The following is a 21281-nucleotide window of genomic DNA, read 5'->3' on the forward strand; positions in this document are numbered from 1 at the left end:
CCGGCCGCGGTGGCCCGCGCCGCCGTCGGCAGTCAGGCGGTCAGGAGCGGGCGCAGGCCGCGCATGTCGGCGACGGTGTCGAGCGCGTTCACGGCCGCGATCAGCCGGTCGGCCTTCTCCGCGCCCAGCACGGGCGCCACGAGGTCGCGCACCTTGGCGTTCAGGCGCTCGGGGCTCAGCGGGTTCTCCTTAGTGCCGGGCGGGAAGCGCGTGTGGTGGCTCAGCGTCCGCCCGTCCGCCGTCGTGACCTCGACGATGCCGCCCCGGGGCGCGGCGGGGTCCATCAGCGCCGGGTCGCCGACCACCCGCACCTTCGCGGCCATGGCCTGGATCGCGGGATCGCGCATCAGGGCATCGTCGTGGCTGTCGGCGAAGGACACCGCGCCCTTGACCAGGGCCAGCGCCACGAGGTGGCCGCAGTTGACGTCCGGCATGGCGCTCGCACCGACGATGCCGACGGCGTCCGTCGGCACCCTGACGAGCACGCCGCGGACGTCCCCCGGCGTGAGCCCGGCCTCCCGGCGCAGGGCCAGCACGGCGTCGAGCGGCGACTGGATCGGGTAGCCGACCGAGAAGGTCTTGATGGCCGTCTCGGTCACGAAGAAGCGCGTGCCGAGCCCGTCCACCATGGCCTCCGGGTGCGGGTCGGTCGACAGCGCGATGAACAGGTTGTTGGTGCCGTCGAGCACGTCGAAAACACCCGTCAGCCCGGCCTGCACCATCGACACCGCGGTGACGCCGTCGCGCGCGCCCATGCCGGCGAAGTCGAAGGCCTTCTCGACGTGATCCTCGTCCTTCACCCAGCTCCACAGCCCGGACACCTGCTGGGCCGTGTAGGAGATCGCGTATCGCATGCCGCGCTCGTCGAGGCGCGCCAGCGAGGCCGCGGCGCCGAGCGCCCCGAAGTTCGAGGCCGTGCCCTCGGCGCTGCGGTGCGTGGCGCGCACGAGGTCGGGCCCGAGCGCCAGCAGCAGGCGGCAGGCCATGTCGTAGCCGAGCGCCACGGCGCGGATCACCTCCTCGCCCGAGCGCCCCTCCTTCTCGGCCATCGCGAGCGCGGCCGGCACGGTCGAGCAGCCGGGATGCGCCTTGGTGAGGGGGTCGAAGTCGTCGGTCTCGTCGGCGTGGGCGCACATGGCGTTGGCCAGCGCCGCGTTGACCGCGGTGGTGCGGAACGGGGACGCCACGACCGACGCCTCCTCGGTGCCGCCGAGCCCCCGGATGTAGCGGACGGCGTCGAGGCCCGGATGCAGGCGCGAGCCCGACACCATGGCGCCGAGCGTGTCGAGGATGCGGGCCTTGCAGGCCGCGCTGACCTCCGGCGGCAGCGCCCGGTCGCGCGCCGAAACCATGTAGCGGGCGAGGCGGCCCGTGACGTCGGCACCCGCCGGCGCTCCCAGGGCGATGCCGCAGCCGAAGGGCGCCGCCGCGGCGACGCTCCCCATACCTTTCAGGATCACCCGGCGCGTGGTCCCGCCCTGGCTCGTCGTCATCGCGCGCTCCCCTCGTCCGCCCCGGCCCAAATGCCTATTCCGCGACGCCCGGCACCACGCCGGGCTCGGCAGCTTCCGCGCCCATGCGCACGTCGCGCGCTTCGCGGCCAAGGGCGACTAGCACCGTGATGACCACGGCGGCGGTCCCCGCCACGCCCGCCAGCGCCCAGCTGTAGTCGTGCCCCATGCGCTCGCCGATCGCCGCCTGGATGGTGGCGTTGCCGGAAGCGAGGAAGTTGCCGAGCTGGTACACCACGCCCGGGAAGGTGCCGCGGATGGCCGCCGGCGACAGCTCGTTGAGGTGCACCGGGATCACGCCCCAGGCGCCCTGCACGAAGAACTGCATGGAGAAGGCGCCGACCCCGATCGCGACCGGCGTGCCGCCGAAGGCCCAGAGCGGCACCGCCGCGAGCGACAGCAGCGACGCGATGCCGATGGCGAGCCGGCGGCCGATGCGCTGCGACAGCGCCCCGAAGAACAGGCCGCCCATCATGGCGCCCACGTTGTACACCACCGCGATGGTGGACACCGTGCCGGCCGCGAAGCCGTGCTGCGCGCCCAGGAACGCGCTCGGATACAGGTCCTGCGTGCCGTGGCTGAAGAAGTTGAAGGCCGTCATCAGAACGACGGCGTAGACCGTCAGCGGCAGGTTGCGGCGGATCACCTCGACCACGCCGGCACCGCGCTCCTCCGGGCGGCGCGCGGTCCAGTCCGGGCTTTCGGGCACGTTGCGGCGGATGTAGAAGACCAGCAGGGCCGGCAGCGCCCCCACCACGAACATGCCGCGCCAGGTCAGCACCGGCTCGAGATAGTTCAGCAGCGACGCCAGCAGGTAGCCCGATGGGTAGCCGGCCTGGAGCAGGCCGGATACGCGGCCGCGCCACTGGGCCGGGATGCTTTCCATGGTGAGCGAGGCGCCGACGCCCCACTCGCCCCCCATGGCGATGCCGTAAAGGCCGCGCAGGATCAGGAACACCGTCAGGCTCGGGGCGAAGCCGCTCGCTAGCTCCAGCACGGAATAGATGAGCACGTTGGCCATCAGCGTCGGCCGGCGCCCGAAACGGTCGGCGAGGCGCCCGAAGATGAAAGCGCCGAGCGCGCGCAACAGCAGCGTCAGCGTGATCGCCCAGGTGATGGGCGTGATGTCGGTGTCGAAAGTGGCCGCCACCTTGCGCAGCACGAAGATCAGGATGAAGAAGTCGAACGCGTCCAGCGTCCAGCCGAGGTAGCACGCGGCCACCACGTGCTTCTGTCGACTCGTCGGCCCCGCCATCCCCGTCTCCCCCTCGGACCGACCGCCGCTTCCGTTTCGATCGGCGGACGATCCCGACACCCTCTGGTCTTCGCCCACGGTTGAACCCGTGGACGACGGTCGAAACGTCGGAGTGCCAAGCATATCCGGTTCCGCCGGGCGGCATTACCCCACCGCTCCACGGAGCGGAACGGCCGATCGCATGAAGAATTTTTTATGATCCGAACGGTTGTTCTGTGCCGCCCGGGTGCGACCGGGCGTTTCGATTGACATCGTGAGGCCGGATGCCGAAAGACGGCCGCGCAGCAGGACACATGCGGCGCGGGAGGACGGCATCATGCGGCTTCATCGGATGGGCGGGCTCGACCGCCGCTCCTTCCTGGCGACCAGCCTCGCCACCGCCGGCTCGGCCATGGCGCTCGGCGCCCTGCCGGGGCGCGCCTGCGCGGCGCCCGTGCCGGTCGGCCCCGTGATGGCGACGCTGAGCGCCTATATGGCGGCGGCCGGCGGCCGGGCGCTGCCCGACGAAGTGACGGAGAAGGCCAAGCAGCACGTGCTCGACACCTTCGCGGCCATGATCTCGGGCTCGAGCCTGCCGCCGGCGCTGGCGGCGCTGAAGTTCGCGCGGGGCTACGCGACCGACACCACGGCCACCATCGCCGCCTCGCGCCTGACCGCGAACCCGCTCGAAGCCGCGCTGGTCAACGGCATGCTGGCCCATTCGGACGAGACCGACGACTCGAACGAGTTCTCGCAGTCCCACCCCGGCTGCGCGGTGGTGCCGGCGGCGCTGGCGGCCGGCGAAAAGTTCGACGCCGACGGGACGCGCTTCCTGCGCGCCGTGGCGCTCGGCTACGACATCGGCCCGCGCGTCACCATCAGCTTCGGCGCCGTCGAGTTCCGCGACGAGAGCCACAAGGCGACGCACGCCATCGCGGGCGGCTTCGCGGCCGCGGCGGCAGCGGGCTCGCTCGCCGGGCTCGACGCGCAGCGGATGCGGTGGCTGCTCGACTACAGCGCCCAGCAGTCGTCCGGCATCGGCGCCTGGGCGCGCGACACGTCCCACGTCGAGAAGTCCTTCGTCTTCGCGGGCATGCCGGCGCGCAACGGCGTGACCTCCGCCCTCGCCGTGCAGTCCGGCTTCACTGGCGTGGACGACATCTTCTCGGGGCCCGACAACTACTTCGAGGCCACGGCGCCGAACGCGAAGCCGGAGCTGCTGATCGAGGGGCTCGGCCAGCGCTACGAGATCGCCCGCACCAACATCAAGAAGTGGACGGTGGGCTCGCCCATTCAGGCGCCGCTCGACGCCATGGCGGCCATCTTCGCCAAGCGGCGCGTCGCGCCCGACGACGTCAGGTCGGTCGTAGTGCAACTCGCCCACACGGAGGCTCGCACGGTGAACGATCGCGACATGCCGGACATCAGCCTCCAGCACATGGTGGCCGTGATGCTGCTCGACGGCACGGCGTCCTTCGCGGCCGCGCACGACCGGGCCCGCATGGCCGATCCCGCGGTGCTGCGGCAGCGGGCCAAGGTGAAGCTCGTCGAGAGCCCGGAGCTGGAGCGGCTGGAGCCGGCCCGGCAGGCCATCGTCGACATCACGCTGAACGACGGCACCGTGCTGAGCGAGCGGGTGACCGCGGTGCGGGGCACGGTCGACAACCCGATGCCGCGCGACGAGATCGTGGCCAAGGCCCGCGACCTGTGCGAGCCGGTGATCGGCAAAGCGCAGACCGCGTCCCTCATCGCCATGGTGCTCGGGCTGGACGGCCTGCGCAGCGTCCGCGACCTGCGAGGCGTGCTGCAGACCGCGTGACGTCCCACCGTGCGATCCCTCCTGGTGGACGTCTGATCCGACCCACGCCCGCCCCGAAGCGGCCGTTCTGCTCTCCACCCAAACGCGACGTAGCCGCATCCCGCCGCAGTATCTTGTAGACGTTCGTTTGCGAGAACGGCACGGGTGAGCTTCGACGCCGAGCCCCCTACCCTCGGCAGCACTGTTCCTGAAAAACGTTCTTTTAATCTGCGTTCCCTTGTGCGACTCTCCCGTGACTTATGGGAACAAACGTCCTCATCGGGTACGCCAGGGTGTCCACCCTCGACCAGAAGCCGGAGCTCCAGCTCGATGTGCTGAAGGCGGTCGGCTGCGCCAAGGTCTTCGTCGAGAAAGCCTCGGGGTCGAAGGAGGACCGACCGCAGCTGACCGCCGCCCTGGACTATCTGCGGCCCGGCGACACTGTGGTGGTCTGGAAGCTCGATCGCTTGGCCCGGTCCATGAAGCAGTTGATCGAGATCGTCGACCAGCTGAAGACGCGCGGCATCGGCTTCCGCTCGCTGACGGAGGCGATCGACACCACGACGGCCGCCGGCGAGCTGTTCTTCCACATCTTCGGCGCTCTGGCACAGTTCGAGCGCTCGGTCATTCGGGAGCGCACCAATGCCGGCCTGAAAGCCGCCCTGGCGCGGGGCCGCAAAGGCGGGCGTCGACCGACGGTGAAAGAAGACGACATCCGTGCCGCGCTGGCGCTCCTCGCCGATCCGGAGATCTCCGTCCGCGCAGCGGCTTCCAAGCTGGGCCTGAGCGTATCGACGCTCTATCGCCACGCGCCAGGGCTGCGCAGTCGCGTCGGTGAGGCACGCTGATGCCGATCCGTCGCCATCACCGCTGGCTCTACCCGATCGACTGGCGAGAACTCTCGACCTCGATCCGCTTCCGCCGCGCCAAGGGTCGATGCGAGGGGTGCGGTCGACCTCACGGGCGCCTGGTCCTGCACCTCGGCGACGGGCGCTGGTGGGACGAGGACCTGGGACGCTGGCGGGACGGGGTAGGCAAGGCCGTACGCCGCATCAAGCCACCCCATAGCCTCCTGGAGCGCACGCGTACGACCCGAGTGGTGCTGGCCACGTGTCATCGGGATCATGACCCGACGAACAATGAGGCCTCGAACCTCGCCGCCCTGTGCCAGCGCTGCCACATGCTGCATGACAGGCCCGAACACCTCAGGCGCCGGAGGTTGACCTACCTGGCGCGACGCGCCCTGGGAGACCTCTTCACGGGGCCATACCGTCTGTGAGCACGCCACCGGCGCAGGTACCGTCGCCCGGCCCCCCGACGGAGAACCTGGCCGGGCTCGTGGAGCGCGTGACGTTCCACAACGATGACAACGGCTTCTGCGTGCTGCGGCTCAAGGCTCGCGGGCAGCGCGACCTCATCACAGTCATCGGCCACGCCGCGATGATCTCGGCCGGGGAATGGATCCAGGCCGCCGGCACCTGGACCAACGACCGAACACACGGCCTGCAGTTCCGGGCGGCCTTCCTCAAGGCGACCCCGCCGACGACGATTGAAGGCATCGAGCGCTATCTCGGCTCGGGCATGATCCGCGGCATCGGCCCCGCCTATGCCAAGCGCCTGGTGAAGACCTTCGGCGAGACCGTGTTCGACGTGATCGAGGCCGAGCCGGCGCGCTTGCGCGAGGTCGAGGGCATCGGCCCCAAACGCGCCGAGCGCATCGCCGCCGGCTGGGCCGAGCAGAAGGTCGTGCGCGAGATCATGCTGTTCCTGCACGCCCATGGCGTCGGCACGAGCCGTGCGGTGCGCATCTACAAGACCTACGGCGCCGAGGCCGTGGAGGTCATCAGTGAGAACCCGTACCGCTTGGCGCGCGACATCCGTGGCATCGGCTTCAAGACGGCCGACCAGATCGCGGCCAAGATCGGCATCGCCAACGACGCCATGGTGCGGGTCCGCGCCGGCGTCAGCTACGCGCTCGCCGAGGCCATGGATGAGGGCCACTGCGGCCTGCCCGAGGACGATCTGCTGCGCACCGGCGCCGAGCTGCTCGAGGTGACGGCCGACCGGCTCACGGCCGCGCTGGCGCTCGAGTTGCAGGAGGGCGCCGTGGTGGCCGACACGGTCGGGGAACGCCGCTGCATCTTCCTGGCGGGCCTGTACCGGGCCGAGCGGGACATAGCCGAACGCCTGCAGTCCCTCGCGGGCGCGGAGCCGCCCTGGCCTGCCCTCGACGTCGACAAGGCCATCCCCTGGCTGGAGAGCCGCGGCGGCCTTACCCTCGCGCCGAGTCAACGGGAGGCGCTGCGCCTCGCCGTGGCGAGCAAGGCCCTGGTGATCACCGGCGGCCCGGGCGTCGGCAAGACGACGCTCGTCAACTCGATCCTGAAGGTGCTGGTGGCCAAGAGCGTCAACGTCGCCCTCTGCGCCCCCACGGGACGGGCTGCGAAGCGCCTGACCGAGACGACCGGCGTCGAGGCGAAGACCATCCACCGCCTGCTTGAGACCGACCCGAAGAACGGCGGCTTCAAGCGCGACGAGGTCAACCCGCTCGCCTGCGACCTGCTCGTCGTCGACGAGACCTCGATGGTCGACGTGCTGCTGATGAAGGCGCTGGTCCGAGCCCTTCCGCCCCGGGCGGCCCTCCTGCTCGTCGGCGACGTCGACCAGCTGCCGTCGGTCGGCCCGGGCCAGGTCCTCGCCGACGTCATCGGCTCCGGCGCCGTGCCGGTGGTCAGGCTGACGGAGGTGTTCCGCCAAGCCGCGACCAGCCGCGTCATCGTGAACGCGCACCGCATCAACCAGGGCCAGATGCCCGAGGCGACGCCGGCCGGCACCGAGCGTTCGGACTTCTACATCGTGGACGCGGCCGAGCCGGAGATCGCGGCCGCCAAGATCCTCGCCGTGGTGCGCGACCGCATCCCGAAGGCCTTCGGGCTCGACCCGGTGCGCGACGTCCAGGTGCTGTGTCCCATGAACCGGGGCGGCGTTGGCGCCCGGTCCCTGAACATAGAGCTGCAGAAGGTTCTGAACCCGCCGGGCGAGGTCCGGGTCGAGCGCTTCGGCTGGACCTACGCGCCGGGCGACAAGGTGATGCAGATCGAGAATGACTATGACAAGGAGGTGTACAACGGCGACCTCGGTATCGTGGCCCGGATCGACCTCGAGGCCAGCGAACTCATCGCCAGCTTCGACGGGCGCGAGGTCGTCTACGGCTTCGGGGAACTCGACGAGCTGGTGCTGGCCTACGCCACGACGATCCACAAGGCGCAAGGCTCGGAGTACCCGGCGGTGGTGATCCCGGTCATGACGCAGCACTACACCATGCTGGCGCGCAATCTCCTCTACACGGGCGTGACCCGGGGCAAGAAACTCGTCGTGCTGGTGGGGCAGCGCAAGGCTATCGCCATGGCGGTTCGGAACGGCGGTCAGCGCCGGCGATGGTCAAAGCTGCAGGAGTTGCTTAGCACCTGACCAACTCCGGGTCGGCCTGGCTTGTCTTATCCTGGCCGGCAGAGGGACATTGTCGCCTCACCCCCCCTTCCACTGCAGGATGTAGAGACCAGCATTATAGTCCGTGATGTACATGAGTCCATCCGGCTGGACATTGACGTCGCAGGTGTGGATGACACGGTGGCGATCAGGTCGTGTATCGAGCCACTGCTCGGGCTCGCTTGGGACAAAGAAGCCGATTTCCTTCGGCTGGAATTGGTTACGGATGTCGAACACGCGAACACCGGCATTCTGGTAGGTCGCGAACACAATGTCGGAGCTCTGAAACGTCCCCGGCCGGTTCTCGTGCAGGTTGTGTGGGCCGAAGTGACCACCCTTGGCCACGTAGTCCTGGTCGGACGGGGTTGGGAAGGTCGCGATTGTCACTGGGTTCTGCGGCGCCCGGATATCCACCACCCACGTGTACTTCAACGGTTCCTGATCGATATCGAGGACGGCTTCGTCGGCCACGATGCAGAGGCCACGGTCGATGAGCGGCAGGGCGCTGTGGGTGCCTCCCGCGAAGGGCGGCGACCAGTTTGTGTGGGAAATCAGTTTCGGCGCGGTCTTGTCCGATATGTCGAGAAGGGTCAGGCCGCCGTCTCGCCAGGACGCATAGGCCGTGTCGCCCGCGATCACGGCGTGGTGGAGCGCCACGCGTCCCGGCATGGCCAGGGTCTCGCCGCCGGCCGCCCACATGCCCGGCAGCGCCCAACGGCCGACCTCGCGCGGATGCGACGGATCCTGCATGTCGATGACGATAAACACGTGGTCGGTGTAGCCGTCGAGCAGAGCGGACGCGTAGGCGTAGCGGTCTCCCACCCACCAGATGCGATGCAGCCCGAGGCCTTCCACTTCCATGAAGCCGATCGGGCGCGGATGGGCGGGGTTGGAGATGTCGTAGACCCGCATTCCGGCTGTGTAATCCTCGCCGCGGGTGCCAAACTTGCTCGAATGCACGCCTTCGATCGAGTGGCCGTAATACTCCGTCTCCTTCACGTAGACCGAGTAGAAGTTGAACTCCTCCACGACTAGCAGAATGTCGTTGGCGGTCTGAATGTGGACAGACCACGAGCGCTGGTGGGTCGGCAGGAAGTTGACAGGCAGGGGATTGCGTGGGTCCCGCACGTCGATGACGCTGACGCCGCCGCTGAAGACGTGGCTCACGAAGGCATGACCCTTGTGGATCATGCACTGGATACCGTCGGCACGGCCAGCTTGGTTAGTGCGTCCCACGAATTCGATGTTCCGGGCCGCGTCGAAGAGCTTAGTCATTTATCCTCCCGCTCATGAGTGGGTGTTGTTCGGGGCGTGACGGCGGCCTCACGCCTGCGGGGCGAAGACACCGCCCTGCACCAGAAGCTCGTCGTAGGTGTCGAGATAACGGTTTTTGGCCAGGGGCAGATGGTCCCGTACCAAGGCGATCAGCCGGGCGCGGTCGCAAAGGCGGCAGGCGTCGATCATCGCCCAGTGGTCGGCGCAGACCCGTTCCAGAAAGGATCGGTCCATGTAAGGGTGGAAGCGCACCGTCAGGGCGCGCGTGGCGCATTGCTCGATGAGCTCGACGAGGACGGGATTGCCGGACTGTGTGTAGAGGGTCCGATGGAACCGGTTGTTGTGGTCGAAGATGCGTCTCAGGTCATTGTCGGCCACCGCCTGCTGGTGATCCTGCTGGATCGAGACAAGCGTCTCCAGCGCGACCGGGTCAAGGGGGAGCGGCATGGTCCCGGCCGCGGTCGTCTCCAGCAGCATGCGCACCGCGTAGAGCTGCTCGACGCGCTCGGGCTTGAGGTCGAGCACCGCAGCGCCCTTGTTGCGCTGCCGGTCCACCAGGCCGGCCTGCTCCAACGCCGCGAGCGCTTCGCGGACCGCGGCCCGGTGGGAGTCGAACCGCTGTACGAGATCGGCTTCGACCAACCGCTCGCGCGGGTTCAGTCGTCCGAACACAATATCATCGCGCAGAGCGTCGAAAATCTCCTGGCCGGAGTTCGAGAGAGAGGAACCCGGCCCCGGCTTCACGGGCCGAACTCGGCGAGCAAGCTCTTAGAGGCGGCTGTCATAATGCGCAGGTCCGAGCCCGTCACGAACAGGCGGTATCCCACCGCATGCATGCGCTTGGCATAGGCCGAGGTCTCGCAGGCGAGTCCCGCCATGATGCCCGCCGACACGGCGCTCCCGGCGATCCGCCCGAGGGCTTCGACCACGACTGCGTCGTCGGTGTCCATGCGTGGCGACCGGCCGAGGCTCGAGGCGATATCGCTTGGCCCTGCGAACAGGCCGTCGAGCCCCGGCACTTGCGCGATGGCGTCGAGCTGTTCGAGGCCGCCGGGGGTCTCAATCATAGCGATGGCCAGCACGCCGTCATTGGCCTTGGCCACATAATCGTCACCGAACAGAAGCCGCGCCCGGATCGGCCCGATGCTGCGGTTACCGACTGGCGGGTAGCGGCAAGCCGTGACCAACAGCTGGGCTTCCTCCACCGAACTCACCATCGGGCAGATGATGCCGCTGGCGCCTGCATCGAGCAGACGGCCGATCAGCGCGGGATCGAGAGCGGGCGGACGCACCAGAACGGTCGCCCCGAGATTGGTCGTAACCTGCAGTAGTCGGACCATCTCGTCGAAGCCCGTCATGCTGTGCTGCATGTCGGCCACGAGGCAATCCCAGCCGACCCGAGCGATCATCTCGCCGGACAGGGTCGAGGCGCTGTGCAGCCACGTTGTTCGAATGCCACGGTCGTGCGGACCACTCAGCGCTTTCAGCGTTTTGGTGTGCATCGGCTTCTCCCCCTTTGGACTCGATAAAGTCGGAGCCGAAAAATGTCAAATAAGATTGTTTGACAATCCCGTGCGGCTTGCATCTATTGGTCTGCAACGGCCCGCGTTAGACGGGCAGTCGCGCCAGGGAGACACGATGACGCCGACCGTCGATCAGGATCGCACTGTCACGTACCCACCGGAGACAGCCGTCACGGTCGCCTGCAGGCTTGTGGGTGCGGGCAAGCGTTTCGGCGGCATCTGGGCGTGCCGAAACGTCGATTTGGAGATCCGAGCCGGCGAGGTCCACGCGGTCATGGGCGAGAACGGGGCCGGCAAGAGCACACTGATGAAGATGCTGCACGGCATCCACCTGCCCGATGAAGGTCACGTGGAACTCGCGGGGCGCATCGTCTCTCTGACGTCGCCTCGGGTTGCCGAAGCCGAGGGCATCGCCATGGTTCCGCAGGAACTCGATCTCTTTCCCGACCTGTCGGTCGTCGAAAATCTCTTCGTGGGGCGGGTTCGACCGCGCACGCGCTTCGGCACCTTCGACTGGGCCACGATGCGTCGGCAGGCGGCGACTGCCTTCGGTCGGCTCAACGCGACCTTCGACATCGATGCGCCCGTGCGCTCGCTGTCGGGCGCCAATGCCCAAATGGTGGAGATCGCGCGCGCCTTGATGCACGACGCCAAGGTCGTGATCCTGGACGAGCCCACGGCCGCCCTCACCGAACGTGAAGCTCAGCGGCTGTTCGGAATCATAGGCGAACTGACCCGGCGTGGGGTCGCCATCGTTTACATCTCGCACCGATTGGACGAGGTGTTCCAGATCGCCGAGCGGATCACCGTGCTGCGGGACGGCGAGCGGATCCACACCGGCCGCACCCGCGATCTCGATATGCCGCGACTGATCCAGATGATGGTCGGCCGCCCCCTCAGCAAACTGTTCCACCGCACGCCCCATACGCCCGGCGAGGCGCTGCTCGAGGTGCAGGGCCTGGGACGCACCGGCACGTTCGAGGACATCTCCTTCACGCTGCGGCGGGGCGAGATTGTCGGCCTCTCGGGACTGATCGGCGCGGGCCGATCGGAGGTAGCGCAGGCCATCTTTGGCATCGCACCCGCCACCCACGGCAGCATCCTCATCGCCGGACGTCCGACCCTAATCCCTAACTCGAGCTCAGCCATTGCGCGCGGCATCATCTATGTGCCCGAGGAGCGGCGCTCGCAGGGCCTCGTTCTCGACTACCCGATCGATTGGAACATTTCCTTCAGCGGTCTCAACCGCATCTCGCGGTTCGGCTTCGTGTCGCGCCGCAGGGAGCGAGAGATTGCCGAGCGGTTCCGAGCGCTTTTTGCCATCCGGAGCAGCAGTCTGAAAGCTCCTGTGCTGTCCCTGTCCGGCGGAAACCAGCAGAAGGTGCTGCTCGCCAAGGCCCTGGTGGTGGAGCCCGAGATCATCCTGCTGGACGAACCGACGCGCGGAGTCGACGTTGGGGCCAAGGCCGAGATCTACCGCATCATCGATGACCTCGCGGCGGCCGGCAAAGCCGTGCTGGTTGTTTCGTCGGAGATGAACGAGCTGCTGTCGATGTCGGATCGCATTCTGGTCATGCACCAGGGTCGCCTGACGGGGACCTTCACGGGCCCCGATTTCTCGCCCGATGCAATCGGCGCGGCCGCGGCGGGGGTGCTGGCGGAGCAGGCCGAGGATTCCGCCCTCCATCCGGGATCGGTGCATTGAACGCGCCCTGGATCGATCGCGCCCTCAAGCGGCCCGAGGCCGCTCCGATCGCCTTCCTCGTGGTGATCTCGCTCCTGCTGGCGCTGACGACCCCGGGCTTCTGGTCGAGCGCCAACCTGCTCAACATCATCAGCCAAGTCGCGGTCGTGGGTATCGTCTCGCTCGCGCTCAATCAGGTGATCTTGTCCGGCGAGATCGACGTGTCGATCGGATCGCTATTGGCGGCCTGCGCCTTCACCTACGCAAGCGTCGGCCACCTCACCATCCACCCCCTCCTGCCGTTGCTCGCCGCGCTCGGGGTGGGTCTTGGGGTCGGGGCGCTCAACGGGGTCATCGTCACAGTGGGCCGCGTTCCCTCGATCATCGCCACCCTTGGTATGCTGCTCGGCCTGCGCGGCGTGGTCCTGCTGATCGGGGCCAACGGCGTGCTGCTGGTGCCCGACGGGGCGCGGGCGTTCGGGCTCGGCAGCATCGCCGGCCTGCGCGCGCCGATCGTGGGTCTGGTCGTGGTCTTCGCCATCTTCGACCTCATCAACCGCAACACTGAATGGGGCCGCGACATCCTAGCGGTTGGCAGCAATCGTCGGGCCGCCGACGCGGTCGGGCTGCGGGCAAGCTTTGTGAAGTTCCGCTGTTTCCTTGCCACGGGCCTGGGGTGCGGCCTCGCCAGCGCAATCTTCGCGGGCCAGATTGGCGAGATCCAGGCCACCGCCGCGACCGGCTTTGAACTTCAATGCATCGCCGCCGTCGTATTGGGCGGCACCAGCATCACGGGCGGGCGCGGCTCCACGCTGGCACCGGTAATCGGGGCCGTGCTGGTCGGCGTAATCCTGAACGCGCTCACGCTCAACAGCGTCCCTGGCACGTTCGAGCAGCTGGTCCTCGGCCTGCTGATCCTGCTCGCGATCTCGGTCGACGCTGTGCGGTTCCGTGCCTCGAGGAGACTTTCGTGAGCCAGCCAACGACGCGCTCCACGGCACCGGCCGAGGCGTCGCCACGCCCGCGCTTCGCCTTCACGCGAACGCACGGGCTAGCCCTCCTGCTCGTCATCGAACTCGCCGGCCTTGGCGTGCTCGTCCCCGGCTACCTCGAACCCGGCAGCCTGCTCGACACCTCGCGCACTTTTATCGAGACCGGCATCCTGGCGCTCGGCATGACTTTCGTGATCGTGTCGGGGGGCATCGACCTGTCCGTCGCTTCCCTGCTGGCCCTCGTTTCGGTCGTGATGGGCCTCTCCTACCAAGCCGGATTGCCGCTGCCGGCCGCCATGTTTCTCGGGATCATGACGGGGATCGCGGGCGGCCTCGTCAACGGGGCGGCCGTGGCCTATCTCGGGTTGCACCCCTTTGTCGTGACGCTCGCCACCATGGCAATCTACCGCGGCGCGGCCTACGCTATTTCAAATGCGGCGGCCGTGTCGGATTTCCCGCCCTGGTTCACCAGCATCGGCCAGTCCTACTTCGCGGGCGGCCTGGTGCCGGCGCAGTTACCTGTCCTCGTGGTCGCAGCCCTAGCGTGCTGGCTGCTGCTTGATCGCACGACTTTTGGGCGCCGGGTGTACGGCATTGGAGCGAACGAACTCGCGACCCGTTTCTCCGGCGTCCCGGTCGAACGCGTGAAGCTCGCCATCTACGGCCTGATGGGGTGCCTCGTCGCGGTCGCGGCCATGATCCAGACCGCCCGGGTCTCGACGGCCCGCGCCAATGCCTCGATCGGGCTCGAGTTGCCGGTCATCGCCATGGTGGTTCTGGGGGGCACCAAGATTACGGGCGGGGCCGGCACCATTCCGGGAACGGTGTTGGGCGTCCTGGTGCTGGCCTACCTGCAGGACGGGCTGGTCTCGGCGGGCGTGCGCAACGACTGGGGGCTCGTCATCGTCGGCGCCTTCCTGATCCTCGGCGTGCTGGCCAACGAATTGTTTCGCCGCGCGCCTCGCTGAGGGTGACGCACGGCCCACGAAATCCCGCCCGCGAGGCGGGCCGTCAATCCGGCAGTCACGACCGGCCAACAGTATTTTGGGGAGGACATCCAGTGTCAAACGACGAACGCCGCCCGTCCAGGCTTCTCAACACGACGCGCCGCCAAGCCATGATGGGCCTCGGTGGCGGGCTGCTGGCTGGCGCCTCCGGCCTGTTGGCCAGGCCCGCCTTTGCGGCTAACCAGACGGTCGCGTTTGTGCCGAAGTTCACGAGCGATCCATATTTCGTTTCGGCGAACCAAGGCGCCCAGGAGGCCGGCAAGGAACTCGGTCTGACGGTCCAGTATAACGGACCCGTGGATGCGAACGTCGCCGGTCAGGTCGACATCGTCGATCGTCTGGTCCGTAGCCGCGTCGATGCGATCTCGATCTGCGCGCTCGACCCGACCGCGCTCGCACCGTCGCTGATGCGCGCGCAGCAGAAGGGCATCAAGGTGAACACCTGGGATGCGGACGTCAAAAGCGACGCTCGCCAAGTGTTCCTCAATCAGGCGTCCTATGACGCCATCGGAGAGACCATCGCCGACATCATGGCCAAGGGTGCCGGGACCTCGGGCGACTTCCTGATGGTGACGGGGTCGCTGACGGCCTCGAACATGCTGGCGTGGATGAAGGCCATCCAAGAGACCGTGGCCAAGAAATACCCCGACATGCACATCAAGACGACACTGCTCGGCGAGCAGGACATCGAGAAGGGCAAGAACGTCACCCTCAACTACCTGCGCGCCAACCCCGACACGAAGGGCGTGTTTACGGTAGACGGCATTGCCGAGATCAGCGTGGCCGAAGCGGTCAAGCAGCTCGGGATGTCCGGCAAGATCACCATCGCGGGGATCGGCGTGCCGAACGCAATCCGCCCCTACATCAAAGACGGTATCATCAAAGACGCGGTGCTGTGGAGCCCGGTCGATATCGGCTACGCGGCCCTCTACATCAGCAAGGCGCAACTAGACGGCACGTTCGATCCGGCCAAGGGGGTTGTGAAGGCCGGGCGCCTCGGCGACCTGAAGTTCACGGCCAAGGACGAGGTCCTGCTCGGGCCGCCGCTGGTGTTCAACAAGGACAATATCGATAAGTACAATTTCTGAGCGCAAAACCGGGCCAACGGCCGGTTTCGCTCTCCTCGCACGGGCCGGCCTCCCGGGGCCGCCCGTGCTGTGTTTAAGCTTTCGTGATGGATCAGCCGCCCGCCTGATTCCAGCCCCGGCCGGCATCGCCGAAAGCCGTCCAGCCGGTCTCTGTCACTGCCACCGTATCCTCGAGCTTGATAAAGCCACGGCGGGGGTGCAGCAGTGTGGTCTCGATCGAGAGGACCATTCCGGCCTCGAGCGGCAAGTCGGCATGATACGGTTCGTAAGGCACGGCAGACCGTCCGGTCAGCCACGGGGCCTCGTGGCTAATGATGCCCATCCCGTGTGCCACGAAATCAAGTCGCTCGCGCTGGGGTGAGCGCCCCAGAAGCGCCTCGGGTCCAGCGAACACGTCGCCGCCCCGTGCCCCGGCGCGCACGGGTTCGCGCGCCGCCATCTGTATGGCATCAATTTCAGCTAGCAAATCCTCGAGTTCCGCGTCGGGCTCTCCCAGGATCGCCATGCGGCAGAGATCGCCGATGTAGCCGCCGATGTTGCCCCCGGAATCGAGTGACAGCACCTCCCCGTCCTGCCACGTCTGGCGAGACGGAGCGCGGTTGAATGACTGCCCCATGGTGATCAGGCAGTAATCGAAGGTGACGCCTCGTGTGATCTCCTCCAGACGCAGTGCGTCCGCAATGTCCGCCTTGGTGGCGCCCGCCCCATGCCGTCCGATCGCGGCCAGCATGGCGTCGACGACCTTGGTCGAGGCGTCCTCGAGCAGTGCGAGCTCGGCTTGTGTCTTGACGGCCCGAAGCAGTTCCAACGGCAACGTGGCCGACCCAAAGGTCGCGCCCGGCAGCCCGTCGCGCAACACCTCGTAGGCATCCACCGGCAGGAAGCTCGTCTCGATGCCGATGTGCCGCGCGTGCGGAGCGACGCGCTGCAATGTCGCCACCACGGTCGCGGCCGTCTGACGCGACGTCATGTTGCCGAAATGGGTGCTGTCCATCCAGAACTTGCCGAGCTCGCGCTCGTAGTCCTCCATGGGGCTCGCGACATAGGTTGCATCTTGCGGACGTCCCTTGACGTAAACGAGGCACGGCAGGTAGCGGCTCAGGCCGTGCGCGTCCATGTTGGCATAGAAGAAATAGCGGTAGCCGCCGAGCATGTACTGAATGTTGTGCTTGGAGGTCACCAGCACGGCGTCGAGCCCCGCCTCTTCCAGCAACCGGTCGAGCCGGGCGGCATCGAACGGCGTGTCCGGAAGCCGCGCAGCGACGTTCAGCTGCTCCTCGAGCACTCTCCTCGTCATGTGTCCGTTCCTCCAGCTACGTGCCGACCCGTCCTAGCCAGCATGATCAAGGCACCCAGCCCCGATCTCCAAAGCTCTCGACCACGCGCTCCACCTGCTGCGCGGCCAAGCGGAGTTCGTCCAGCAGAGGGCCCTGCAGGTCGACCGGCGTACGCCGTATCCGATGCGAGGCAAGACTCATGGCGGCGATCACCCGCCCATCCCGGTCCCTCAATGGGACGGCGACCGACAGCGTGCCGTCCTCCATCTCGTCGATTGCTAATCCGTACCCGCGCTCATGGGTCAAGCCAAGTTCGATACGCAGCCGCGCCGGATCAGTGATCGAAGCCGACGTGCGAGCGACCAGACCCCGTAACGCGAGCACTCGGTTGAGTTCGGACGCTGGGAGGCAGGCGAGCAGCGTCTTGCCACTCGCCGAGCAGTTCGCCGGCAAGCGATCGCCGACGCCAAGCCGGGTCGTGAAGATGCGTCTTGTGGCGTCGCGGCACACGAACACGGTGTCAGGGCCGTCGAGCACGGAGATCGAACACGGCTCGTTGAGCCGATCCGCCAGATCGATCACGAACGGGGCCACACTGCTCCACAGCCCCTCGCTGCGAACCAAGCCCGCGCCGAGTTGGAGAACGCGCGCGGTCAACCAGAACCGCACGCCATCGGACCGGACGTAGCCAAGCTCGCGCAAGGTCAGCAGTAGGCGGCGGGATGCAGCCCGGCTGATCCCCACCCGCTCGGCAGCTTGGCTGACTGAGAGCGGCCCTGTCGCGCCCGACAAAGTCTCAAGCATCTCGAGGCCGCGCGCCAGCGTCTGCGAAAAATCCGGCTTGGCAATCGACGGTTCCGGCATATAAATCTCGAGTGCGATTATCGCACATTTGTGCGAAGTTTGACGGCGCAGTCAAGCCCTGACATGGTGGACGAAACAACATGGTCGGGGAGAACGCTGCGATGGCTGAGTGGCTCAAGCGGGGCATGGATGTGCAGCAGGCCCGCGCAGCCGACCGACAGGTCCGTGTAGTGGTAGAAGCCGCCCTGGCCGACATCGAAGAGCGCGGAGACGAGGCAATCCGAGCCATGTCGGTAAAGTTCGACGATTGGAACCCGGCGAGCTTTCGCCTGAGCGAGCGCGAGATCGAAGCCTGCCTGTCCCGGTTGTCCGGCCAAGCGCTGGACGACATCCGGTTCGCCCAGGCTCAGGTCCGCAACTTCGCCCAGATCCAGCGCTCCGCCCTCCGCGACGTCGAGACCGAGACGCTGCCAGGCGTCTTCCTGGGTCACAAGAACGTGCCGATGCGATCGGTGGGCTGCTACGTGCCGGGTGGCAAATACCCGCTGCTCGCCTCGGCCCACATGTCGGTCATCACTGCCAAGGTGGCGGGCGTCGCCCGTGTTATCACCTGCGCGCCGCCCTACCAGGGCGAGCCCGCCCCAGCCATCGTTGCGGCTCAGCATTTGGCCGGCGCCGACGAGATCTACGTGCTCGGCGGCATTCAGGCGATCGGCGCTATGGCGCTAGGCACCGCTTCCATCGCGCCGGTCGACATGCTGGTCGGCCCGGGCAATGCCTACGTGGCCGAGGCGAAGCGCCAAACCTTCGGACGCGTGGGGATTGATCTCCTGGCCGGTCCTACTGAAACGCTGGTCATCGCCGACGACACGGTGGACGGCGAGCTTTGCGCCATCGACCTGCTGGGGCAAGCCGAGCACGGGCCGAACTCGCCCGCCGTCCTCCTGACCGTGTCGGACAAGCTGGCCCACGCCACGATGGAGCAGATCGAGCGTCTCCTCACGATCATGCCGACCGCCTCCGTGGCGGCCAAGGCGTGGACCGACTACGGCCAAGTGATCGTCGTGCGCGATTATGACGAGATGCTCGCGGTCGCAGACGAAATCGCCTCCGAGCACGTCCAAGTGATGACGGACCGGGACGACTGGTTCCTGCAGAACATGTCGAACTATGGCGCCCTCTTCCTCGGTCCCCGCACCAACGTGGCCTATGGAGACAAGGTCATTGGTACGAACCACACGCTGCCTACAATGAAGGCCGCGCGCTACACGGGCGGGCTCTGGGTCGGCAAGTTCCTGAAGACCTGCACCTACCAACGGGTCGAGACCGACGAGGCCTCGGCGCGCATCGGCGAGGTCTGCTCGCGGCTCTGCGCGCTTGAGGGTTTCTCGGGCCATGGCGAGCAGGCCAACGTCCGCGTCCGGCGGTACGGTCGCCGCAACGTCGAGCCCTACTCCGCCGTCGATGCCCAGTAGTCCCGGCGAGCCGATGAGCGAGGCCTATCCACGCACCCCGTCGCTGCGTCTCGACGGCCGCCGCGCGATCGTGACCGGGGCCGGTCGCGGCATCGGTCTCGCGGCGGCCCTCGCCCTGGCGGACGCCGGCGCGGCCGTCGCGCTCGTGAGCCGGACCACGGCGGAGATCGCGGCCGTGGCGAGCGAGATCGAGCGCCGTGGCGGCACCGCGGAGGCGATCACGCTCGATGTCGGCGACTACGACCGATGCGCCGCCGTGCTCGGGGCGGCCGGCCCGTTCGAAATCCTGGTGAATAACGCGGGTACCAATCGACCGGCGTCCTTCCTGGATGTGTCGGCGGGCGATTACGATGCGGTCTTCGCGCTCAACGTCAGGGCTGCGTTCTTCGTGGCGCAGGCAGTGGCCCGCCGCATGGTCGAAGTCGGGCGCCCGGGCTCGATCATCAACATGTCGTCGCAGATGGGACATGTGGGCGGCCCCGGTCGCACGGTCTATTGCGCCACGAAACACGCGATCGAAGGGCTCACCAAGGCAATGGCGGCAGAACTCGGCCCCAAAGGTATCCGCGTCAACAGCCTGTGCCCGACATTCATCGAGACGCCGATGACTGCCCCCTTCTTGGCCGATGCCGATTTTCGGGCCTTCGCCCTCGCCAAGATCAAGCTGGGACGCCTCGGGCACCTTGAAGACGTGATGGGCGGGGTCGTGTTCCTCGCGTCCGACGCCTCGGCCCTGATGACTGGTGCCGCCTTGATGCTCGACGGCGGCTGGACGAGCACGAGTTAATCTTCACCTTCGGTTTGGGATGAAACACATGAACAATCGCAAGAAGGTCGTCGTCATCCAGCGCATCGCTCAGCCGGCGCTGGATCTGTTCTCGACTCGCGATGACATCGAGGTCGAGGTGCTGACCGACACCAGCGTGGCGAACATCGCGGCGCATGTTGGCGACGCCGACGCGATCACCATCCGCGACGCTCCACTGCCGGCCGAGGCGCTTGCGAGCGCCCATAATCTCAAGATCATCTCGCGGCACGGCGTTGGTTACGACAACGTTCCGCTCGCCTTCTGCACCGAACGCGGCATTCCCGTGACCATCATCGGCGACGTGAACGCGGCCGCGGTCGCCGAACACACCTTGTTCCTGATGCTGGCAGTCGCGAAGAACGGTGCACAATTCGACCGTGCCGTCAGAAACGGCGACTTCGGCATTCGCAGCCGAAAGACGACGGTTGAGCTCCGCGGCAAGACCCTGCTGCTGATCGGCTATGGTCGTATAGGCCAGGAGTTTGCAGCCCGGGCTCGCGCCCTCGGCTTGATGATTGCAGCCTTCGATCCCTTTGTGGACCGAACTCGAGTGCCCGACGTGCGTTTCTTCGACATATTGCCAGCGGCACTGGCCGAAGCCGATGTGGTCTCACTGCACGTTCCGCTCGGCGAGAAGACGCGCAACCTCATCGATGCTTCGGCGCTGGCCCGAATGAAGCCGGGCGCCATCCTGCTCAATGCCGCGCGTGGCGGCCTCATAGACGAGGCCGCGCTGGTGGCGTCTCTTGATGCCGGCCACCTACACGGCGCGGGCCTCGACGTATTTGCCCGCGAACCCCTGCCCGGCGATGACCCGTTGATTTCCCGCGAGGACATCGTTTTCAGCCCGCATTGTGCAGCCCTGACCGCCGACTGTCTCGTCGACATGGGCAAAGCGACAGTTCGCAACGTGCTGGCCGCCTTTGACGGCACACTCGACCCGACTTTGATCGTCAATCGTTCTTCGCTCCCGTAAAATGCATTAACCAGTTTTGCATTTCGGCAACATTTCTTGTCATGTCTTGACTTAGCTGGACGCCTTCATGTCCCTGAATTCTATTTTGCTGTGGCGCGGGGTTAAATCACGCATGATGATGAGTTTGGGCGCTCTGCCACAGCAGATCGCGCCGTGGTATGTCTGCTCTGGAGGAGGCTTGAGTTGGCATTGACGACGATCTTGGTCGACAGCAGCCGGTAGTCCTGAGCCTGACAGGCTCGCCTGCCCTTGTGTCGCATAACTCCTACAGACTGTGTGGAAAGGGGAGGGTCGTGCTCCCCGTCCCCCAGCCTCATGGTAGGATCCGCCATGGCGCACA

18 protein-coding genes are annotated in these 21281 nt (G+C 67.0%); 11 read left to right on the forward strand and 7 right to left on the reverse strand.

Features of this window, described 5'->3' with window-relative positions:
- Positions 1-32 precede the first annotated feature (32 nt).
- Together D3273_RS20135 and D3273_RS20140 are read right to left on the reverse strand one after the other, a co-directional pair.
- On the reverse strand, positions 33-1493 hold the full coding sequence (locus D3273_RS20135; RefSeq protein ID WP_129228685.1) for an MmgE/PrpD family protein: 1461 nt from the start codon (positions 1491-1493) through the stop codon (positions 33-35).
- Between the two features lie 34 nt (positions 1494-1527).
- Positions 1528-2766: an MFS transporter gene (locus tag D3273_RS20140; protein WP_129228686.1), complete on the reverse strand. Its 1239-nt coding sequence runs from the start codon at positions 2764-2766 to the stop codon at positions 1528-1530.
- Between the two features lie 316 nt (positions 2767-3082).
- Between D3273_RS20140 and D3273_RS20145 the strand changes: the two genes are divergently transcribed.
- The 4 genes from D3273_RS20145 to recD2 all read left to right on the forward strand — a co-directional run bounded on the left by D3273_RS20145 (position 3083) and on the right by recD2 (position 8014).
- Positions 3083-4564, forward strand: a complete 1482-nt coding sequence (locus tag D3273_RS20145; RefSeq protein WP_129228687.1) for an MmgE/PrpD family protein — start codon at positions 3083-3085, stop codon at positions 4562-4564.
- 239 nt (positions 4565-4803) lie between these two features.
- Positions 4804-5391, forward strand: a complete 588-nt coding sequence (locus D3273_RS20150) for a recombinase family protein (protein WP_129228688.1) — start codon at positions 4804-4806, stop codon at positions 5389-5391.
- Positions 5391-5822 (forward strand): hypothetical protein, encoded by a 432-nt coding sequence (locus tag D3273_RS29335; protein WP_129228689.1) that lies wholly within the window; start codon positions 5391-5393, stop codon positions 5820-5822. The genes D3273_RS20150 and D3273_RS29335 overlap by 1 nt, the downstream gene beginning before the upstream one ends.
- Positions 5819-8014 carry an SF1B family DNA helicase RecD2 gene (recD2, locus tag D3273_RS20160; RefSeq protein WP_129228690.1) on the forward strand — a complete coding sequence of 732 codons (2196 nt, stop codon included), beginning with the start codon at positions 5819-5821 and terminating at the stop codon, positions 8012-8014. Before D3273_RS29335 ends, recD2 begins: the two co-directional genes overlap by 4 nt.
- A 57-nt stretch (positions 8015-8071) precedes the next feature.
- Here recD2 and D3273_RS20165 read toward each other — a convergent pair whose 3' ends face one another.
- From D3273_RS20165 to D3273_RS20175, 3 genes are read right to left on the reverse strand one after another with little or no spacing between them, the layout of a single operon-like run.
- Positions 8072-9307 (reverse strand): LVIVD repeat-containing protein, encoded by a 1236-nt coding sequence (locus tag D3273_RS20165; protein ID WP_129228691.1) that lies wholly within the window; start codon positions 9305-9307, stop codon positions 8072-8074.
- A 48-nt stretch (positions 9308-9355) separates the two neighbouring features.
- Positions 9356-10051: a GntR family transcriptional regulator gene (locus D3273_RS20170; RefSeq protein WP_129228692.1), complete on the reverse strand. Its 696-nt coding sequence runs from the start codon at positions 10049-10051 to the stop codon at positions 9356-9358.
- Complete coding sequence (locus D3273_RS20175) at positions 10048-10809, reverse strand: HpcH/HpaI aldolase family protein (RefSeq protein WP_129228693.1); 762 nt, start codon at positions 10807-10809, stop codon at positions 10048-10050. Before D3273_RS20175 ends, D3273_RS20170 begins: the two co-directional genes overlap by 4 nt.
- A 136-nt stretch (positions 10810-10945) precedes the next feature.
- Between D3273_RS20175 and D3273_RS20180 the strand changes: the two genes are divergently transcribed.
- From D3273_RS20180 to D3273_RS20195, 4 genes are all read left to right on the forward strand, one after another.
- The gene (locus D3273_RS20180) at positions 10946-12535 is read left to right on the forward strand and encodes a sugar ABC transporter ATP-binding protein (protein WP_129228694.1); all 1590 of its coding nucleotides are present in this window, start codon (positions 10946-10948) and stop codon (positions 12533-12535) included.
- Positions 12532-13488, forward strand: coding sequence for an ABC transporter permease (locus D3273_RS20185; protein WP_165359587.1), 957 nt, complete (start codon positions 12532-12534; stop codon positions 13486-13488). Before D3273_RS20180 ends, D3273_RS20185 begins: the two co-directional genes overlap by 4 nt.
- A complete protein-coding gene (locus D3273_RS20190) occupies positions 13485-14474 on the forward strand; it encodes an ABC transporter permease (protein WP_129228696.1) in 990 nt (329 codons plus the stop codon). Before D3273_RS20185 ends, D3273_RS20190 begins: the two co-directional genes overlap by 4 nt.
- 92 nt (positions 14475-14566) lie before the next feature.
- Positions 14567-15601, forward strand: a complete 1035-nt coding sequence (locus tag D3273_RS20195; protein WP_129228697.1) for a substrate-binding domain-containing protein — start codon at positions 14567-14569, stop codon at positions 15599-15601.
- Positions 15602-15692: 91 nt separating this feature from the next.
- Here D3273_RS20195 and D3273_RS20200 read toward each other — a convergent pair whose 3' ends face one another.
- Together D3273_RS20200 and D3273_RS20205 are read right to left on the reverse strand one after the other, a co-directional pair.
- On the reverse strand, positions 15693-16886 hold the full coding sequence (locus D3273_RS20200) for a M24 family metallopeptidase (RefSeq protein ID WP_245501299.1): 1194 nt from the start codon (positions 16884-16886) through the stop codon (positions 15693-15695).
- A 58-nt stretch (positions 16887-16944) separates the two neighbouring features.
- Positions 16945-17742 (reverse strand): IclR family transcriptional regulator domain-containing protein, encoded by a 798-nt coding sequence (locus D3273_RS20205; protein WP_129228699.1) that lies wholly within the window; start codon positions 17740-17742, stop codon positions 16945-16947.
- A 101-nt stretch (positions 17743-17843) separates the two neighbouring features.
- On the opposite strand from D3273_RS20205, the gene hisD reads away from it, so the two are divergent.
- The 3 genes from hisD to D3273_RS20220 are packed head-to-tail and all read left to right on the forward strand — an operon-like array spanning position 17844 to position 20941.
- Positions 17844-19157 (forward strand): histidinol dehydrogenase, encoded by a 1314-nt coding sequence (gene hisD / locus D3273_RS20210; RefSeq protein WP_129228700.1) that lies wholly within the window; start codon positions 17844-17846, stop codon positions 19155-19157.
- 13 nt (positions 19158-19170) lie between these two features.
- Positions 19171-19944, forward strand: coding sequence for an SDR family NAD(P)-dependent oxidoreductase (locus tag D3273_RS20215; protein WP_129228701.1), 774 nt, complete (start codon positions 19171-19173; stop codon positions 19942-19944).
- Positions 19945-19972: 28 nt separating this feature from the next.
- Positions 19973-20941 carry a hydroxyacid dehydrogenase gene (locus tag D3273_RS20220; protein WP_165359588.1) on the forward strand — a complete coding sequence of 323 codons (969 nt, stop codon included), beginning with the start codon at positions 19973-19975 and terminating at the stop codon, positions 20939-20941.
- The last annotated feature ends 340 nt before the right edge of the window (positions 20942-21281 follow it).

This window comes from Lichenibacterium minor (assembly GCF_004137685.1).
Lineage (GTDB): Bacteria > Pseudomonadota > Alphaproteobacteria > Rhizobiales > Beijerinckiaceae > Lichenihabitans > Lichenihabitans minor.

Excerpts from the sequence above, each read along its gene's own strand:
- D3273_RS20135 (WP_129228685.1), bottom strand. The coding sequence starts at position 1,493 with ATGACGACGAGCCAGGGCGGGACCACGCGCCGGGTGATCCTGAAAGGT.
- D3273_RS20140 (WP_129228686.1), bottom strand. The coding sequence starts at position 2,766 with ATGGCGGGGCCGACGAGTCGACAGAAGCACGTGGTGGCCGCGTGCTAC.
- D3273_RS20145 (WP_129228687.1), top strand. The coding sequence starts at position 3,083 with ATGCGGCTTCATCGGATGGGCGGGCTCGACCGCCGCTCCTTCCTGGCG.
- D3273_RS20150 (WP_129228688.1), top strand. The coding sequence starts at position 4,804 with ATGGGAACAAACGTCCTCATCGGGTACGCCAGGGTGTCCACCCTCGAC.
- D3273_RS29335 (WP_129228689.1), top strand. The coding sequence starts at position 5,391 with ATGCCGATCCGTCGCCATCACCGCTGGCTCTACCCGATCGACTGGCGA.
- D3273_RS20165 (WP_129228691.1), bottom strand. The coding sequence starts at position 9,307 with ATGACTAAGCTCTTCGACGCGGCCCGGAACATCGAATTCGTGGGACGC.
- D3273_RS20175 (WP_129228693.1), bottom strand. The coding sequence starts at position 10,809 with ATGCACACCAAAACGCTGAAAGCGCTGAGTGGTCCGCACGACCGTGGC.
- D3273_RS20180 (WP_129228694.1), top strand. The coding sequence starts at position 10,946 with ATGACGCCGACCGTCGATCAGGATCGCACTGTCACGTACCCACCGGAG.
- D3273_RS20205 (WP_129228699.1), bottom strand. The coding sequence starts at position 17,742 with ATGCCGGAACCGTCGATTGCCAAGCCGGATTTTTCGCAGACGCTGGCG.
- hisD (WP_129228700.1), top strand. The coding sequence starts at position 17,844 with ATGGCTGAGTGGCTCAAGCGGGGCATGGATGTGCAGCAGGCCCGCGCA.
- D3273_RS20215 (WP_129228701.1), top strand. The coding sequence starts at position 19,171 with ATGAGCGAGGCCTATCCACGCACCCCGTCGCTGCGTCTCGACGGCCGC.
- D3273_RS20220 (WP_165359588.1), top strand. The coding sequence starts at position 19,973 with ATGAACAATCGCAAGAAGGTCGTCGTCATCCAGCGCATCGCTCAGCCG.